The sequence below is a fragment of the Maricurvus nonylphenolicus genome, assembly GCF_042854845.1.
Lineage (GTDB): Bacteria > Pseudomonadota > Gammaproteobacteria > Pseudomonadales > Cellvibrionaceae > Maricurvus > Maricurvus nonylphenolicus.
Genome location: NZ_AP031498.1, coordinates 4,559,815 through 4,577,075 on the forward strand (window position 1 = coordinate 4,559,815; position 17,261 = coordinate 4,577,075).

The following is a 17,261-nucleotide window of genomic DNA, read 5'->3' on the forward strand; positions in this document are numbered from 1 at the left end:
GTTTATTTCTCAGCAACTTTTTCAACGATTTTTTCAACAACAAGAGTCACGCCATCAACGCGGCAAACTCTGACCCAATCCCCAACCCGCAAGGATGAATCGCAACGTACTTGCCACAACTCTCCCTCTAGACGTACCAATACCTGCTCCGCAGTAACACTTTCCACCTGCGACTGGGCACCTTGCAAATGCGCTGCCCCCGAGACAACCGGCAACTGACGAGAGCGCACCAACATGCCCATCACCATGACCAGTAAACCGGCACTGGCAATGGCCACGGCGAACACCATCGGCAAAGCAATTTGGTAAGCAGGCAATTCGGTATCCATCAGCATAATCGAGCCGACGATAAACGCGATAACACCACCGAGCCCCAGGGCACCAAAACTCGGGGCAAAGGCCTCGGCGATCATCAGCAAGATACCCAAAAAGATCAGCCCTAAACCGGTATAACTGATAGGTAATATCTGGAAGGCATACAGCGCCAACAGCAGACACACAGCACCGACAATACCCGGCACCAACATACCCGGGTTTGAGAATTCAAAAATCAGCCCGTAGATTCCCATCAGCAATAAAATATAAGCCACATTAGGATTGGTAATCACCGACAGGAATTCACTGCGCCAGTCAGGCTCGTGACGATGGAGGGCAATATTCTCGGTCGACACAGTGACTTTTCCCTGCGGCATCACAATATCCTGGCCATTGAGCTGTGCCAGCAATTGCTCGATGTCCTCGGCAATAAAGTTGATCACCCCTTCGGTCAACGCCTGCTCGGAAGGTAAATTGGCCGCTTCGCGCACAGCTTTAATGGCCCACTGACTGTTACGCTTGCGCAGTTTTGCCAGTCCCTCAATATAAGCCGCCGCATCATTGAGAATTTTTTTCTGCATGGCATCAGGTTCTGGGGCCGGAGATACCTTACCCTCCTTATCGCGAGATTCCTCTTCAGGTATCGCAGGCAATTTGGGTGTGCCGATTTGCACTGGTGTTGCCGAACCTAAATTCGTCGCCGGTGCCATGGCCGCGATATGACAGGCATAAAGCAGATAAGTGCCAGCACTGGCGGCACGCGCACCAGCAGGGGAGACATAACCCACTACTGGCACATTGGAGGCCAGAATCGCCTTGATCATGTCGCGCATAGAAGGATCCAGCCCTCCGGGCGTATCTATCTGCAGTATAACCAGATGCGCGCGAGCTTCCTGAGCACGCTCCAGACCGCGAATCATATAGTCAGCTGTGGCGGGGCCAATGGCGCCTTTAATCGTGATCAACCAGGCCTGCTGCACCTCTGCACGCAAGTGAACAGACACAGAGCAGCAAAAGATAAACACTAATAGACACAAGCGCTTCATCGTCGATTCCTGTGTGGAAACAACTCTTAAGACGGAATCCTTTCAGTATAGCCAGAGCTGGCGTAAACAACCCGATTCATTAGGATGGCGTAAGTAAAGTTGATCTACGCCAATGTTACCTGTGAGATGTTTACCTAAACTGTTATTCAAGCTTCCCACACAATGACTGAGTCAATGCAAATAACCCTGCTCAACAGTAGCTTCGATCTGCTCATTGGCCTCGGCATATTCCTGTTAGGTATGCACCTGCTGGAAGGCGGCATACGTCAATTGAGTAGCAAACGCCTGAAACAGTGGCTGGCTTTTTCCACCGCATCACCTGTACGCAGCGCTGGTTTTGGCACCCTGATTACCGCCATCCTGCAAAGCAGCTCCATGGTGAGTCTGCTTGTATTGGCCTTTACCAGTGCGGGAATCATGCCGCTCTACAATGCTATTGGCATTTTGCTTGGCGCTAATGTTGGCACAACGGCCACCGGTTGGGTGGTGACTGCCATTGGTTTTAAACTCAACCTGGAAAGCCTGGCACTACCATTACTCGGCCTCAGTGCCTTTGGTTATGTCATTAGTAAACCACAAAGCCGTAGCAACGCTTTGTCAGCATTATTTCTGGGCCTGGGTTTACTGCTGTTTGGTCTCTCGCAAATGAAGGATGCGGTAGCACTGTTGCCGCAGAGTTTTGATCTGTCCCTGCTGCAGGACCACCAACCGTTTGTTTATCTGTTATTTGGTATATGCCTGACGGCACTGATTCAATCCAGCTCAGCCACCATGTTATTAACCCTTACCGCGCTGCACGCCAATATCGTGGATTTACCCGCAGCGGCAGCCATTGTCATTGGCGCAGATCTGGGTACCACCAGCACAACGGTATTGGGTAGCCTGGCTGGCAGTGCGGTAAAAAAACAGCTGGCGATGGCTCACTGCATGTTTAACCTGATTGTCGACCTGGCGGCATTTTTTATCTTGCTGCCTCTGTTGCCGCAACTGCTGGCAGTGTTCTCCCTTAGCGACCCACTGTTTAGCCTGGTGGCCTTCCACAGTTTATTTAATGTCCTTGGCCTGGCTGTGTTTATCCCGCTGATGCGACCCTATTCGGCCTGGATTGGCAGCTTCTTTAACGCAGACACACAGCAACCCCCATTCGATCAACTGGCACTTAAGCGTATCCCAGTAGAAGTACCGGAAGCAGCTCTGGCTGGACTGCTGGCAGCCACTGAAACACTGTGCCGGCAAGCGATGCAGCTTATCCTTGAACACTTTGGCTTAACCCTCAACAACCAACGCATCGAGCAGCAGGATGTTCTGGTCAAACCGTCACAAAGTCGCTACCAACAATTAAAAACCCTTGAATACCAAATACTTCAGTATGCACTGGAAGTACAACAACAAGCGCTGTCCCACAATCAGGCCAAACAACTGGAAAAAATTCAGCAAGCTAATCGAGCCCTGGTGTACGCCTGTAAAACACTGAATGATATCGACCGCGATCTGAGCCAGCTCTACGACAGTCACTCCCCCAATGACCAACAGCGATTTCGCAAACATCAAACATTTATCGAAGACCTGTACAGCGATCTGGTTAAGAGCTTAAGTTCAACAGATCACCAGCAAATACAGCGTACGCTTGAGCAGCTTGTAGCAAAAAACACGCAATACCAGCAGGAATGCGATAGAGAGGTGTATACAACTGCCTCACCCAGTGACAGCGAAATTTGGCTATCGACACAATTAAATTTGCAGCGCGAAATTCACCACGCCACATCCAATGCTATCTTGGCCATTGAATTACTCAAGCAGCTGCAACATATTCAGCAACAACTGCTGCATTCAAACGCTACACAAAAAACACTGATAAGTGGGTGACACCAATGTCCAGTTCAATACAGCTAAGCTTCTTTGGCGCCGCCGGCACCGTAACCGGTTCACGTTACCTACTGGACGATGGCGAAAATAAAGTACTGGTGGATTGTGGCTTGTTTCAGGGATACAAATTCTTGCGTGAACGCAATCGTCAACCTTTTCCCGTTCAGCCCAGCGATATTGACGGCATCTTCCTCACCCACGCTCACCTTGACCACAGTGGTTATATTCCAGCCCTGGTCGCCCAGGGTTTTAAAGGACCTATTTACTGCACCCAGGCAAGTTACGATTTGTGCAAGGTGTTATTGCTGGATTCCGCCCATATCCAGGAGGAAGAAGCCAACTTTAGAAACCGGCATCACCTCAGCAAGCATCACCCCGCCAAACCTTTGTACACTATCGCCCAGGCCGAATCTGCACTAGGACAGTTTCAACCAATATCCCCGGATAATAGCGGTAGAGTCCAGGCCAATATCGGCAATATCCTCACGGAGTTTCATCAAAATGGTCATATCCTGGGCTCCAGTTATTTAGACGTTACCATTAACAATCGTCACATTTTATTTAGCGGTGATCTTGGTCGGCCCCACGACCTGATTATGAAACCGCCCACGCCGCCAAGTTACTGTGATTACCTGGTGGTGGAATCAACCTATGGTGATCGCATTCACGATCAACGTGACCTGCAAGCCAATGTCAGTGATATTGCCCGCGAAACAATCAAGCGCGGTGGCAGCCTGCTGATCCCGGCCTTTGCAGTAGGGCGAGCACAATCCATGCTTTTTCTGTTACAACAGTTACGTCGCAGTGGCGAGATTCCCTATGTACCCATCTATCTCGACAGTCCCATGGCCATTAATGCCACAGAGATTATGCAGCGTCACCATCGCGAACACCGCCTGACCCACCAGCAGTGTCAGGAATTAAGCCGTGACATCTTTTTTCTGCGCACCGTCGAGCAATCCATGGCGCTCAACCATCAGAATGTGCCTGCAATTATTGTGTCTGCCAGCGGCATGGCGACCGGAGGACGAGTGCTGCATCACTTGCGTCGTATGCTGGGTGATTACCGCAATACGGTGATGTTTGCTGGCTATCAGGCTGGCGGCACACGCGGCGCCCGTCTAACCCAAGGCGCTCAACAAGTAAAAATTTTTGGCGAGTATTTTGGTGTGAAGGCGCGGATTGAACATCTCGACTTTCTCTCGGCCCACGCTGACTGCGATGAGATATTGCAGTGGCTGAGAAAATTGCCCGCACCGCCGAAGCACTGCTTTATCACCCATGGTGAAGCCGAGGCAGCCGATCTATTTCGGCAAAAGATACAAGATGAGCTGGGCTGGCCAGCAAGCACTCCGGAGATGGGCAGTTCGGCGATACTCGATTAAACAGTACTCAGGTTAAACAGTATCTAGGTTAAACAGCGCCTAGGCTAATACGGCCACGCTTTTGACTTGCGCATAAATCTGTTGGCCAACGCTTAATCCCAAAGCATCAACCGACTTGCGGGTAACTCGCGCTAACACAATGTCCTTGCCCCAGCGCAGCCTCAACAACAGCTGGGTAGCGGTGCTATCACTTTGCTGAATCGCATCAATTTCGACGGGCAATACATTTAAAATACTGCTGTCGGTTTGCCGCTTAAGGGTGACACTGATATCGCGCGCCAATAATCGCAGGCGTACCTGCCTGCCAATATCGACCGACTGACAGGCCACACTTAATTCACCCCCACTGCCGGCAAGCTGCATTAAACCGTATTCACCATCCACACCACTGACGGTAGCTTCGATTATGGCTTCAGCATTCTCACTGTGAGCCAGGGGTAAATCCAGTCGGGTCAGCATAGAGTTAATGGTATCCTGAGCCACCACCTCACCCTGGTGCATTAACAGCAGATGATCGGCGAGGCGAGCCACTTCATCGGTGGAATGACTGACATACAAGATCGGAATATTCAGCTCACTGTGCAGACGCTCCAGGTAAGGCAGAATTTCGCGCTTACTGCTGGCATCCAATGCTGATAAGGGTTCATCCATTAACAACAGCTGGGGTTGCGATAATAAAGCCCTACCGATAGCAACCCGCTGACGCTGGCCACCGGATAATGACTGAGGCCGTTTATCCAGCCATGACTCAATGCCCAGCCAGTTAACAACCTGATCAAATTCAAAAACCTGCTGCCGATCTGTAGCACGCTTTAAACCGTACTCCAGATTTTGTTTAACGGATAAATGAGGAAATAAACCCGGCTCTTGAAATACATAACCAATGCCGCGCTGATGAGTGGGGACATTTAGCTCTGGTTGTAACCAGTGTTGCTGATCAAAGCTAATGGTGCCCGTAACACCGGATTCCAAACCAGCAATGGCCCGCAACAAACTGGTTTTGCCACAACCTGAACGACCAAAAATCGCCGTAATACCAGAGGCGGGTAAACTGCAATTTACCTTAAGTTGAAAATCACCACGGGTTAATTGAATATCAATGGCCAGTGTGTTCATGACGCTGCCCGCAATCGAAAACGGCCGTTAACGCTGTACACCATCAACAACAGGGTAAAGGATAACACCAACAGCCCCCCAGCCAGGATATGCGCACGACCATAATCCATCGCTTCCACATGATCATAAATGGCGATAGACAACACCTGGGTTTCGCCGGGGATATTGCCACCAATCATCAATACGACACCAAACTCACCCACAGTATGGGCAAAGCCTAAAACGATAGCAGTTAAAAAACCCGGACGGGCCAGCGGCACTACGACGGAGAAAAATCGATCCAAAGGACGCGCGCCCAAGGTGGCTGCAACTTCCAGGGAACGCGGTTCAATAGCAGCAAAAGCCGATTGTAACGGCTGTACCACAAACGGTAACGAATAAAATACCGAGCCAATCACCAAGCCGGTAAAGGTAAACGCCAAGGGGCCCAAACCTAACGCACTCATCATCTGGCCAACTGGCCCCTGCGCACCTAACGCCAGTAATAAATAAAATCCCAAGACCGTCGGCGGCAGTATCAACGGCAAGGCAACCAGGGCTTCGACAATCACTTTTGCCCGACTGCGGGTTTGCGACAACCACCAAGCCAAAGGTGCACCGACCAACAACAAAATGACTGTCGTTAAAAAAGCCAGTTTCAGGGTTGTGGCCAACGCGGCCAGATCGTCGGGACTTAAATAGGTGCTTAGCAGCATAGGAATTTACGGTTCGTTATTCACCAATGTTCGCCAATGCGTAACCATTGTGTTGAATAATGGCTCTGGCTTCGGGGGATTGCAAATATTGCCAAACAGCCTGAGCTGGCGCATTGTCCTGAATCAACAGCGCCTGTTGCTCGATGGGTGTGTAACGCTCGGCAGGTACCTGCCACCACTGCGCCTCGGGTATTGCCATGGTTTTGACTTGCGACAGGGCCACCAAGCCCATATCGACATTACCCGAGCGAACATAGTGAAACGCCTGACTGACGTTTTCACCACGCACCAAACCTGCTTGCAGCTTTTGCCACAACCCCATCTGTTGTAATAGCTGCTGTGCCGCTAACCCATAGGGCGCCACACGAGGGTTAGCTAAAGCCAGACGCTGGTGAGAAAGTTGCTCCAAAGAGGTTTGGTCAACAGCCTGGGAAGCTTCCGGGTGCCATAACACCAGCTGACCAATCGCGTAAGTCACGGGAGGTTTGTTACCCACACCTTCACGAAATAAACGTTGCGGCCGCTCCGCATCGGCAGACAAAAACAGATCGTAGGGAGCGCCCTGACGGATCTGCGCATAGAACTTGCCACTGGACGCCGCACTTAACGCTAATTGATGCGGAGTTCTTGTTTGAAAATCCTGTGCTAACTGTTTAGCCGTCGCTAAGAAATTACTGGCAACCGCTACACGCACTTTATCAGCCCAGGCACTGTGAGTCAGGAATATCGCTGCCAGTAGCCCTATAAGCGTAACGCTGCGCATAGATTGATTAACCTTCCAGATACAGCGACTGTAACCTGCTCAGGTCACTTTCCTGTAAGAGTAAACCGCGCAACAAATAATCCCGGTGCGTTTTGTATTCGAGCTTTAACTCATCGAGAAAATTGGCGATATAACTTTCTTCCACAGTACAGTACGGGCGAATCACATCATCACTGATGCCGCTAATATCTTTGGCCTGCATCATATCGTGCACATAGCTGATAATCAGGTCGGTGGCACCGTGGGTTTGTGTCAGTAGATAATCCTCAATGATATCTTGCTCGCCAACATCCAACGCCATTAGCAGGGCTGCTGCCGCCAGACCGGTTCTATCTTTACCCGCCATACAGTGAAAAGCCAACACGGCACCATCACCAGCGACAACGTTTTGCATAAACTGGCTCAGACTCGGCTGCACATTTTTCACGGCTTGACGGTATAGATTATCCATCAGTCGGCGAGCGCCGTTAGCGGTCAACTCGCCAGCCGCCGCCATTTCTGTTAACTGCCCCATGCTGCCCAGGGTCATTTGATAATCACCGTACTGGGTCAGTGGTGGTAACTGGTTGGCAAATTGTTCCTGCTCAGGTTCGCGCCGAAAGTCGTGAACATAGGCCAGACCCAGTTCAGCCAATTGCTGCCGATCGGCTGCGGTCAGATTGGCCATATGACCACAGCGCAATAGTTTACGCCATGCCACGCGTTGACCATTGGTAGATTGATACCCACCCAGATCACGGAAATTAATACCGCCCTCTAAATCGAGAACACGGCTTGGGGAATTTACTTCGACATCCATCATTTAATAACTCTTCTTAGTTGAGGAGCTTACTCTCCCCAGCGTGGCATAATGGTCTGATCAATACCTAACTGATCCAAAATCCGCGCCACGACAAAATCGATTAAATCATTCATGCCCTGCGGTTTATGGTAAAAACCCGGGCTGGCTGGAATTACCACCGCGCCCATACGGGTTAGCTTCAGCATATTCTCCAGGTGAATTTCTGAATACGGCGCCTCACGGGGCACGACGATTAACTGGCGTCGCTCTTTTAGTGCTACATCCGCCGCCCGCTCAATTAAATTATTACTGGCACCACAGGCAATCGCCGACAAGGTACCCCCACTGGCCGGGCAAATCACCATAGAGGCAGGCGAACTGGAGCCGGAAGCCACCGGGGAAAACCAGTCTTCGCGATCCAGCAACACTAATTGCCCTTCGCGAGGTTGGAAATGTTGCTGCAAAAATGTCGTTTGCTCGGCAAAGCTTTGCGGCAGGGCGACATCTGTCTCGGTATTAATCACCACCTGTGCGGCACGGGAAATCATCAGGTACACCCGGCAATCGGCGGCCAGCAAACACTGCAATAAACGCAAGCTGTACTGGGCACCCGAAGCACCACTGATGCCTAAGGTAACGGATCGTGAAAAACTCTTCATGCCATAACCTCTTTTTCACGCTGCAGTCGTTCAATCAGTTTTTGATGTACGCCACCAAAACCACCGTTACTCATCACCACGATATGACAATTGGGTTCAATCAAGCCCAGGGTTTGGTCGATCAGCTCATCGATAGAGGCTACCAGCTTGGCGGCAACAGGGCTGTGGTTTACCACATCTTCCAGTGACCAATCGACATCCGTCGGCTGATACCAGAGCACATCGTCTGCCTGAATGCAGGACTGGGCCAAATGTTTTTTATGCACTCCCATACGCATGGTGTTTGATCGAGGTTCAATCAAGACAATAATTTTTTCTTTGCCAACATTGGCCCGCAGGCCTTCCAGTGTTGTGGTAATGGCGGTGGGGTGATGGGCAAAATCATCGTATACCTTGACCCCATCGATATCAGCCAGGCACTCCATACGGCGTTTCACACCGGCAAACTCATTCAAGGCCTGACAGGCAATCTCGGGCGTTACCCCCACATGACGTGCCGCAGCCATAGCCGCCAGGCCGTTGGCCATATTGTGATTACCCGTGTGTTGCCACTGAACTTCACCGGCAGGACTGCCTTTATGTAACACCGCAAAATGACTGCCGTCTGCACTCAGTTTTTGCGCCTGCCACTCAACACCGGCGCCTTCCACTTCATGATCCACGGCGATTTGCGTGCGCTCACTCCAACAGCCCTGATCCAGCACCTCATCAATGGCACTTTCACCTACCGGGGAAATCACTAAACCATTACCGGGAATGGTGCGGACCAAGTGGTGGAACTGTTTTTGAATCGCCGCCAAATCGTCAAAGATATCGGCATGATCAAATTCCAGATTGTTGAGGATTGCTGTGCGTGGACGGTAGTGAACAAACTTGGAGCGCTTGTCAAAAAACGCGCTGTCGTATTCATCGGCTTCCACCACAAAGAAAGGACTACCACCAAGGCGCGCCGACACGTCGAAATTTTTCGGTACTCCACCAATTAAATACCCTGGCTCCATGCCAGCATATTCGAGAATCCAGGCCAGCATACTGGCGGTGGTGGTTTTACCGTGGGTACCCGCTGCCGCCAACACCCAGCGATCCTGTAATAAATGATCACACAACCACTGCGGGCCAGAGGTATAGGGCAGGCCTTTATCCAGCACGGCCTCCACCAGCGGGTTGCCGCGGCTCATAGCATTGCCGATCACAATCAGGTCGGGCTCCATAGCCAACTGCTGTGGATTAAACCCTTCTATCAATTCGATACCCGCTGCTTCGAGCTGAGTGCTCATAGGCGGGTAAACATTGGCATCACAGCCGGTAACCCGATGGCCCAGCGCTTTGGCAAGCTGTGCCAGGCTGCCCATAAAGGTGCCGCAAATACCCAGAATATGAATATGCATCCGTGTTTCTCACGCTATTGATGAGCCACAGCTTACCATGGGGCCCGGAGGGCTGGCCATTTCCAGCGTCTAATCCAGCCAAGCCATGTGGCCAAATTCACTGGTTAATTTCCATGCATTTTGGTGGTAATTCCAGTATCATGCGCGCCTTTATAAGCTCACACCTGATTACAACTGATTCTGGCCCAGCGACGGGCTGCAGCAGAGAAGATCCCAATGGCAAAAAAGAATGCGTTTTACGCACAATCTGGCGGCGTAACGGCCGTAATCAATGCATCCGCATGTGGCGTTATTGAAACAGCCCGTCAAAACAAAAAAGATATTGGCAAGGTCTATGCCGGTAATAACGGCATCATTGGTGCCCTGCGTGAAGAATTGATTGATACCAGCAAAGAAAGTGCGAAAACCATTGCGGCGCTGAAGCACACCCCATCCGGTGCGTTTGGCTCTTGCCGTTACAAGCTGAAAAGCCTGGAAGAAAACCGCGCAGAATACGAGCGTCTGATTGAAGTATTTAAAGCACACAACATTGGTTATTTCTTCTACAACGGTGGCGGCGACTCCGCTGACACTTGCCTGAAGGTTTCCCAATTATCCGAAACCATGGGTTACCCCATCCAGGCCATCCACGTTCCTAAAACTGTGGATAACGATCTGCCCTTTACCGATAACTGCCCAGGCTTTGGCTCAGTAGCCAAGTACGTTGCTGTCTCCACCAAGGAAGCGGCGATGGATGTGGCCTCCATGTGTGAGACTTCTACCAAAGTATTTATTCTGGAAGTGATGGGTCGTCACGCTGGCTGGATTGCTGCTGCCGGTGGCCTGGCAGCCCAGGAAGAAGGCGATGCGCCGCATATCATCCTGTTCCCGGAAATCGCCTTTAACAAAGACAAATTCCTCAAGCGTGTTAAGAGCACCGTGAAAAAACACGGCTACTGCGTCATTGTTGCCTCCGAAGGTGCGCAGTACAAAGACGGCACCTTCCTGGCTGACGCCGGTAGCGTGGATGCCTTTGGTCACAAGCAACTGGGTGGTGTAGCACCAACTCTGGCCAATATGATCAAGTCCGAGCTGGGTTACAAATACCACTGGGCGCTGGCTGACTACCTTCAGCGCGCTGCTCGTCATATCGCTTCTGCCACTGATGTTGAGCAAGCCTACGCTGTGGGTAAAGCGGCCGTAGAAATGGCGTTGGAAGGTAAGAATGCCGTAATGCCAGCCATCGTTCGTGGCAAGGGCAAGAAGTACAAGTGGACCATTGAGGAAGCACCATTGGCAGAGATCGCCAATGTTGAGAAGATGATGCCACGGGATTACATCAGCAAAGACGGCTTTGGTATCACTGACAAGTGTCGTGAATACCTGGCACCGCTGATTCAGGGTGAAGATTATCCTCCATACAAAAATGGCCTGCCGGTTTACACCAAGCTGAAGAAGGTGATGGTGGAGAAGAAGCTGAAGAAGAAGTTTAAAGTTTAATCGATCTCGATTATGGAGGTCTGACTCGCAGGGTCAGACCTCGGCCTATAGCAAGGCCTATCTTAGAGCCCAAATCGCAGGATTTGGGCTTTTTTATGCCTCATCAATCTAGCTGCACAGGCTGCTCTGCCGACAACACTTGATACTGATCAAGTGAACACTTTCTAATCAAGTTATGATTTGCGCGCCATGGCCGATAGGTAAAAAGACTGTACGGCTAACTATAATTCGATACGCGCACTATGGACCTGATTCTAAATCTCCCCCTGAAATACAAATTCTGGCTGGTTAACGGCTTTTCATTTTTAGGTATGGCTGCCCTGTCGCTGTTTGCCATTCACGGTGAACATCAACTGGCGGGTGGCGACTTTGCCAGCTACTTCTGGGATAGGGCGCCAACTTATGCCTTGCTAACCTTTGTGCTGATGCTCTTGGTCTTAGGCAGCTCTCAGTTGCTGATACGTTTTGTCGAACGCCACGTCTACAGCCTGCGCGATACCATGCAGAAAGCCGAAAGAGAGGGAGATTTACGCCTGCAACTGGATGCCGGCAGCCGCGATGAAATTGGCCAAATGACCCAGAGCTTTAACGCCATGCAGGGCAAATTTCACGGCATAGCCAAATCCATGGGCGATGCCTCATCTCAGGTTCAAAATCTCAGTAGCCAATTACAGAATCTGCTGACTAACACCTCGCAAGATATGCATACCCAACTGGCAGCCAGTAAAGAGGCCGCCACCACCACGCGGCAACTGGCCGACCGCGCTATTGGTATCGACGAGCACACTCAAGAAGCCAAACAAGCCTCCAGTTCAGCCATGAATACCGTCACTCAGGGCCAAAGCACCTTGGCCAACGTGATTGAAACCATTCATACCCTGGCGGGCGACACGCAGCGTTCCACCGAGCTGGTCCATAAGCTGGCCGAGGAAAGTGACAATATCAGTAAATTTCTGGAAGTGATTCGCAGCATCTCCGACCAAACCAACCTGCTGGCCCTGAATGCGGCTATTGAAGCCGCACGGGCTGGCGAAGCGGGTCGCGGTTTTGCCGTGGTGGCCGAAGAGGTAAGGAACCTGGCATTGAAAACCCACGAAGCCACCGATGAGATCGAAACCATTCTGAATACCTTTTTGGAAGGTACCAGCCAGGCCGTAACAGCCCTGCAACAGAGTCAAAGTAACGCTCAAACCAGCGTTAACCAGGCCGATGCTGCACAGTCAGCTTACAGCGATATCGCCGCTGCCGTGCAACAGATCAATACCAGCAGCCAGCAAATTGCCCAGGAGGCCGAGCAGCAATCGCAATTGGCCAAGGTGGTTACAGCGGAAATTGATCAAATTGAGCAGCTGTCACAGCAGACCGCCAACAATACAGAGGATGCCAATCAGAGTAGTGAAAAGTTGCTGGTTTTGGCTGAAGAGCTAAACCAGGACGCCTTGCAGTTTAAGGTGTGAATAAGAACGGGGGCTGACCCTACGGATCAGACCCCGTACAGGAAAAACTAGAGCTTCCAAACAAGTGGCATACGCATAGGCCCCGGCGAATCCTCCTGGCCAATCATTTCTTCATAGGCGCACTGCTGTATTAACACAGCATTATCGACCGGCAAGCCCTCAAGATTCATCCTGACATCTTCGACACTGTCAAAACTGAGGTTGCGATCTAACTGGCGGCAGAGCTCAAAATCATTGCCATCGCAATTGGCCCTGGCCACATAACGGTTCATTTCCAGACTGTGGATTTCCAGCGTATTAATATGGCCAAAACGCTGGCGTATTTCAGAAGGGGTAATTTGCATAAGACCTTACCTCCGAGACGGCTGTAGCAAACTCCCCCATTGTACGGGTGCGCACCGTGATCAGACCTAAAAATCATAGACCAATAGCTTCTCAACGCGCCCGCTAATATAACGTTTCACATATTCCTTATGGATGGGATCACTGACGTAGGCGCGCATGGCGGCTTCCGACTCAAAGCTGATCAATAGCCCCAGATCAAAGGAATCATCCACATGACTGCGATCACTGGCCATTGCCGGGCCCTGTCGCACACCGATAACACCTGCAATTTGCTTAAGCATTTCTGCCTGCTGACCCGCTGCAGCAATATCCTCTGCCGCAGTCCCCTCTTTAAACCACAACATCACCACATGAGATACCGGCTGCGAAGCTTGTGCGACACTTATCCACAACAGGCTCACCAGACACAACATCAATCTTTTCATCAGTACTTCCTTTATTTTATTGCTCGTCCCTGTTCGAGAACGCATCAGGCGGAATGGAATAGGTACCTACGGCATGGGCGACAGGTTCCTCAAGACCATCAGAGTAAATGGTTACCTCACCGATCACCAGCCGGCTTCCCAACTTCAGCAACTTGCACTCAGCGATTAAATCCTTATCAGCAGAGGGTTTATTGAGGAAGTTAATATTAAAACTGGTGGTTACCGCCAGGGCGACACGTCCTATTTCGCTGAGGATCGCGACATAGAGGGCACAATCCCCCAACAGCATCATCGATGGACCAGACACAGTGCCGCCTGGTCGCAAGTGACTGGTACCTACCCGCAGGCGTAAGCGTGAAGATTTCTCCCCGATAGCCTCAATCTCTATTTGGCTTTGCGGGAACTCTTTATCGATAAATTCCCGCAGTTCGCTTAATTCCATCATCGGGTGAACCTCTTCAACCTGTTTATGTCTGCACAACATAAAATAAGCGCTTTAGTCTGTGAAGGACAAATACACCCAATTATGCTCACCATTATCACACACCAAAATATTGTCCTTTAAGCGATTGCATGAGCCTATACCCGGCGGCAAGGCATCGAGATAACTGTCTTTAATGGCCATGCTGGCTTTATCTTTTTTCAGGTAACCAAACATGGTTTCAAAACGGTCGGCGAAATCGACGCCAAGCTGCTGTAACTCATCATGGGTGTAATAGAACTTGCTAAAACTCATGGTGGACGCGCCCAAACCAATGGAGAGCATTTTTTCGATATAGCGCTCGTAACTGCGTGTCAGATGCCGCTTCAGTGCCTGTGGATTTTGACGCTCGCCCTGGTAGTTACTTAACCCCAGACGATTATCCGGCCCCAAAGCGCCCTTGGCCAAATATCGATTAGCCCGATTTGTCGCCAAACGAAATTGCTGTCGCGGGCACTGAATCAAATGCCCCTGAAGCTGGCAACTTGATAAGCTGGAAGGTAACTGCCTAGGCGTTGACGACACAGGCTGAGCAGCCGGCGACGCCTTGCGAGGTTCGGGTTTACTGTTAACAACGGTTTTTTTCGGAGCAGGAGGTTTGGCTTTAGTCACCACTTTTGGTAGCGCAATGCCCTGCCGTCTAGCCGGAGCTTTTAACAATAGGGCCTGAATGCGTGGCTGGTTACGGCGAAAATCTTCCAGGCTGGGCAGTGATTCCCCCTTAGCCTTCAGTTGGCAAAATACTTTCTCCAGCTCGGTATGGGGAGTGCAGGCCCATAACGGAGGGGCCATACAGAGAAGCAACAACAGACCTTGAATGCGCAAGCTTGAACGCCCCACGAAAGACTCCGGCACGATTAATCACTGCTTTATCTTAGCCTACTGCAGCCGACTTGAACGCGCAGCCCATCAAATTTCCCGCAGACGATTCCCACCAACTAAATGTGCTGCAAATGATTAAACTGTGGCCGCAGATACTCCGCCTGATCGCCACGCAAACGCTTGCTATTGATCAGTGCCAGATACTCCGCGGTATTGGGTCGGTAAGGCAAGGCCAGTAAATCCATGGAAATATCTTTCAGTAACTTATCGCCCTTGTGGGAATTGCAGCGCTTGCAAGCTGCCACCACATTCTCCCAACGATCGCGACCACCGCGGGAACGGGGGTGGACATGATCACGGGATAAAAATTGGGGAGCAAAATAATTGCCACAATAAAGGCACTGATAGTTATCGCGGGCAAATAACGCCGGGTTAGTGAGAGGTGGAACATAACGCTCCCGACCCAGCCATCCACCATGACAGGCAACGATGGCGGGAATATCGATCACGGTGCGCGTCCCGGTGTAACGTGAAATCCCTCCCCTGGCCTGGCGAACAACGCCACCCAAGCTCCAACTCACCAGGTCGCGAGCATAGAGACAGACGGTGGCCTGCCAATTGATCCACTCCACGGGTTGCCCCGCCAGGTCTAACCGCAAAATTCTAGCTTCCATTTAGGGCCTGCCTCCTGTTTTTTGATCACCTCTGTTGCCCCTAAAAGCGCGCCAATCAAGGCGCGAGGAACGTGGTTTGGTTATTCCAAATAAGTGACGAGCAACACCGAGTGGCGCGCTTTTAGGGGCAACCCATAGGGCTGGGCCTCTTTTTTCTTCCAGCTGCGTTGTCAGTCGTTTATTTGGAATAACCAAACCGCTCTCCTTCCGCCTTGCTTGAAGAAAAAAGAGACTCCAGCAGAGGCGATCAAAAAACAGGAGGCAGGCCCCTCTCCCCCCAGGGGATGGATGAGGATTGTCGGTACACCACTGCCACCAGACTAGAAGCCGAAAGTGACAGGCATATGACGCCAAAGGCCGCAGGGCCGAACAACAAACAAACAGGGCTGTAATTAACTGAAGAGCGCAGGATTTCGAAGGAGAGAATAGGAAGGAAATAGAGTTAATGGGGCAGAATAGGGTGTAAGGCATCCTGGGCTTCCGATGCCAGATGACATGTCGGAAAGCTACGGAACCGTATTTGCGCCGGTAGATGGCGCTGTCCAAACTCAAGTCAGTGAAAGCGGCCTATCCTCATACACATAACACCTACTGCAGGTGCCATAGTCTTAGCTTGCAACGACTTTGCCGGTGAGTCAATGTTTAAGGGCGAGAGCTATTACGAATAGAAACTAAAGCGCGCTGTTTTAAGGCTGTTCAGCTATAAAAACAAAAAATAGCTGTCCTAAAACGCAAAAACCGCGGCAGCGTCCCGCTACCACGGCGTATTCTCACAGGATTTACCCACTTCCTCGGGTGTGCTGAATGGCGTATATCCCTGACTCCCTGCCGCGTCCTTGAGCACTTCCTCCTTGATGATGTAAGTATTAACCACAATCAGCAAAGAAAACAGTAGACGATGTCGGCATTTCGTGTGAGATATTTCCTACAAGAAAGCAACTTAAGGCGACAAACCTAAGCCTCGCCTTCCCCTTCCGCCTCTTGAGGATCACGTAGAGAGCGAATTAAATGACTTTGGCGTTGAACGATATGCTGAATCAACACTTCCTGATCCTGACTTTCCATGCCACTAAATTCCAGACGCGCATGGAAACCTTCGCCAGACTCAACGGCGGTACTGTCGATAACAATACCACGGGTAAACACATGCAGATTAGCAGGCAGCAACAGCAGATCCAGACTTAATACGGTACCAGGTGGTAACTCTTCCTCCACCACAAAGGCCATACCGCAAGCACTGATATTGACCTCCTGAACCTTGTGGGCAATGCGCTGTACCAGATCACTTTCCAGGTTTAATTGATCGAGAATACTGTTGAGCTTTTGGTTAAGAATTTCTACCAGCTCGGAGACCACCGGGTCCTTGGGACGGAGCTGCAGCAGTAACTGATCAATCTGGTTATCGAAACCGGCAATAATATTGCGCGCATCGACCGGGCGCTCATTTAGGTCATCGCTCTGCTGAACTTCCTCTTCCGACAAAATGCGGTAGGCCACCCCCAGGGTGTCATTAATGCGGAAATAGCGGCGACGATCACGTTGCATTATCACGGTATGCTTGTCC

17 protein-coding genes are annotated in these 17,261 nt (G+C 50.9%); 4 read left to right on the forward strand and 13 right to left on the reverse strand.

The window, feature by feature from the left end; translation table 11 throughout:
• Nucleotides 1-2: 2 nt before the first annotated feature.
• Nucleotides 3-1,361, reverse strand: a complete 1,359-nt coding sequence (locus tag ACGHZ6_RS19810) for a nodulation protein NfeD (protein WP_390615766.1) — start codon at nucleotides 1,359-1,361, stop codon at nucleotides 3-5.
• Between the two features lie 162 nt (nucleotides 1,362-1,523).
• Between ACGHZ6_RS19810 and ACGHZ6_RS19815 the strand changes: the two genes are divergently transcribed.
• Both ACGHZ6_RS19815 and ACGHZ6_RS19820 read left to right on the forward strand, forming a co-directional pair.
• Nucleotides 1,524-3,227: a Na/Pi cotransporter family protein gene (locus tag ACGHZ6_RS19815; RefSeq protein ID WP_390615767.1), complete on the forward strand. Its 1,704-nt coding sequence runs from the start codon at nucleotides 1,524-1,526 to the stop codon at nucleotides 3,225-3,227.
• A 5-nt stretch (nucleotides 3,228-3,232) separates the two neighbouring features.
• On the forward strand, nucleotides 3,233-4,612 hold the full coding sequence (locus ACGHZ6_RS19820; protein ID WP_390615768.1) for an MBL fold metallo-hydrolase RNA specificity domain-containing protein: 1,380 nt from the start codon (nucleotides 3,233-3,235) through the stop codon (nucleotides 4,610-4,612).
• Nucleotides 4,613-4,651: 39 nt separating this feature from the next.
• On the opposite strand, the gene modC is transcribed toward ACGHZ6_RS19820, so the two are convergent.
• From modC to mpl, 6 genes are read right to left on the reverse strand one after another with little or no spacing between them, the layout of a single operon-like run.
• Nucleotides 4,652-5,728: a molybdenum ABC transporter ATP-binding protein gene (modC, locus tag ACGHZ6_RS19825; RefSeq protein ID WP_390615769.1), complete on the reverse strand. Its 1,077-nt coding sequence runs from the start codon at nucleotides 5,726-5,728 to the stop codon at nucleotides 4,652-4,654.
• Nucleotides 5,725-6,423 (reverse strand): molybdate ABC transporter permease subunit, encoded by a 699-nt coding sequence (gene modB, locus ACGHZ6_RS19830; RefSeq protein WP_390615770.1) that lies wholly within the window; start codon nucleotides 6,421-6,423, stop codon nucleotides 5,725-5,727. Before modB ends, modC begins: the two co-directional genes overlap by 4 nt.
• A 16-nt stretch (nucleotides 6,424-6,439) precedes the next feature.
• The gene (gene modA, locus ACGHZ6_RS19835) at nucleotides 6,440-7,186 is read right to left on the reverse strand and encodes a molybdate ABC transporter substrate-binding protein (RefSeq protein WP_390615771.1); all 747 of its coding nucleotides are present in this window, start codon (nucleotides 7,184-7,186) and stop codon (nucleotides 6,440-6,442) included.
• Nucleotides 7,187-7,193: 7 nt separating this feature from the next.
• Entirely contained in the window at nucleotides 7,194-7,988 is a 795-nt protein-coding gene (locus tag ACGHZ6_RS19840; protein WP_390615772.1) for a tyrosine-protein phosphatase, read from the reverse strand.
• 26 nt (nucleotides 7,989-8,014) lie between these two features.
• Nucleotides 8,015-8,626, reverse strand: a complete 612-nt coding sequence (locus ACGHZ6_RS19845) for a flavin prenyltransferase UbiX (RefSeq protein WP_390615773.1) — start codon at nucleotides 8,624-8,626, stop codon at nucleotides 8,015-8,017.
• Complete coding sequence (mpl, locus tag ACGHZ6_RS19850; protein WP_390615775.1) at nucleotides 8,623-10,014, reverse strand: UDP-N-acetylmuramate:L-alanyl-gamma-D-glutamyl-meso-diaminopimelate ligase; 1,392 nt, start codon at nucleotides 10,012-10,014, stop codon at nucleotides 8,623-8,625. The genes ACGHZ6_RS19845 and mpl overlap by 4 nt, the downstream gene beginning before the upstream one ends.
• 216 nt (nucleotides 10,015-10,230) lie before the next feature.
• Here mpl and ACGHZ6_RS19855 point away from each other — a divergent pair, with 216 nt between their 5' ends.
• Nucleotides 10,231-11,493 (forward strand): 6-phosphofructokinase, encoded by a 1,263-nt coding sequence (locus ACGHZ6_RS19855; protein ID WP_390615776.1) that lies wholly within the window; start codon nucleotides 10,231-10,233, stop codon nucleotides 11,491-11,493.
• A gap of 242 nt (nucleotides 11,494-11,735) precedes the next feature.
• Nucleotides 11,736-12,950: a methyl-accepting chemotaxis protein gene (locus tag ACGHZ6_RS19860; protein ID WP_390615777.1), complete on the forward strand. Its 1,215-nt coding sequence runs from the start codon at nucleotides 11,736-11,738 to the stop codon at nucleotides 12,948-12,950.
• Nucleotides 12,951-12,997: 47 nt separating this feature from the next.
• Here the strand turns inward: ACGHZ6_RS19860 and ACGHZ6_RS19865 are convergent, their stop codons facing one another.
• The 6 genes from ACGHZ6_RS19865 to ACGHZ6_RS19890 form a co-directional block, all read right to left on the reverse strand.
• A complete protein-coding gene (locus ACGHZ6_RS19865; protein ID WP_390615778.1) occupies nucleotides 12,998-13,294 on the reverse strand; it encodes a DUF6482 family protein in 297 nt (98 codons plus the stop codon).
• A 66-nt stretch (nucleotides 13,295-13,360) separates the two neighbouring features.
• Nucleotides 13,361-13,720: a Dabb family protein gene (locus ACGHZ6_RS19870; RefSeq protein WP_390615779.1), complete on the reverse strand. Its 360-nt coding sequence runs from the start codon at nucleotides 13,718-13,720 to the stop codon at nucleotides 13,361-13,363.
• Nucleotides 13,721-13,736: 16 nt separating this feature from the next.
• Nucleotides 13,737-14,204, reverse strand: coding sequence for a PaaI family thioesterase (locus ACGHZ6_RS19875; RefSeq protein ID WP_390615780.1), 468 nt, complete (start codon nucleotides 14,202-14,204; stop codon nucleotides 13,737-13,739).
• Between the two features lie 12 nt (nucleotides 14,205-14,216).
• Nucleotides 14,217-15,041 (reverse strand): hypothetical protein, encoded by an 825-nt coding sequence (locus ACGHZ6_RS19880; protein ID WP_390615781.1) that lies wholly within the window; start codon nucleotides 15,039-15,041, stop codon nucleotides 14,217-14,219.
• A 98-nt stretch (nucleotides 15,042-15,139) separates the two neighbouring features.
• The gene (locus ACGHZ6_RS19885) at nucleotides 15,140-15,697 is read right to left on the reverse strand and encodes an HNH endonuclease (protein ID WP_390615782.1); all 558 of its coding nucleotides are present in this window, start codon (nucleotides 15,695-15,697) and stop codon (nucleotides 15,140-15,142) included.
• 954 nt (nucleotides 15,698-16,651) lie between these two features.
• Nucleotides 16,652-17,242, reverse strand: a complete 591-nt coding sequence (locus tag ACGHZ6_RS19890) for a PilZ domain-containing protein (protein ID WP_390619195.1) — start codon at nucleotides 17,240-17,242, stop codon at nucleotides 16,652-16,654.
• Nucleotides 17,243-17,261 lie beyond the last annotated feature (19 nt).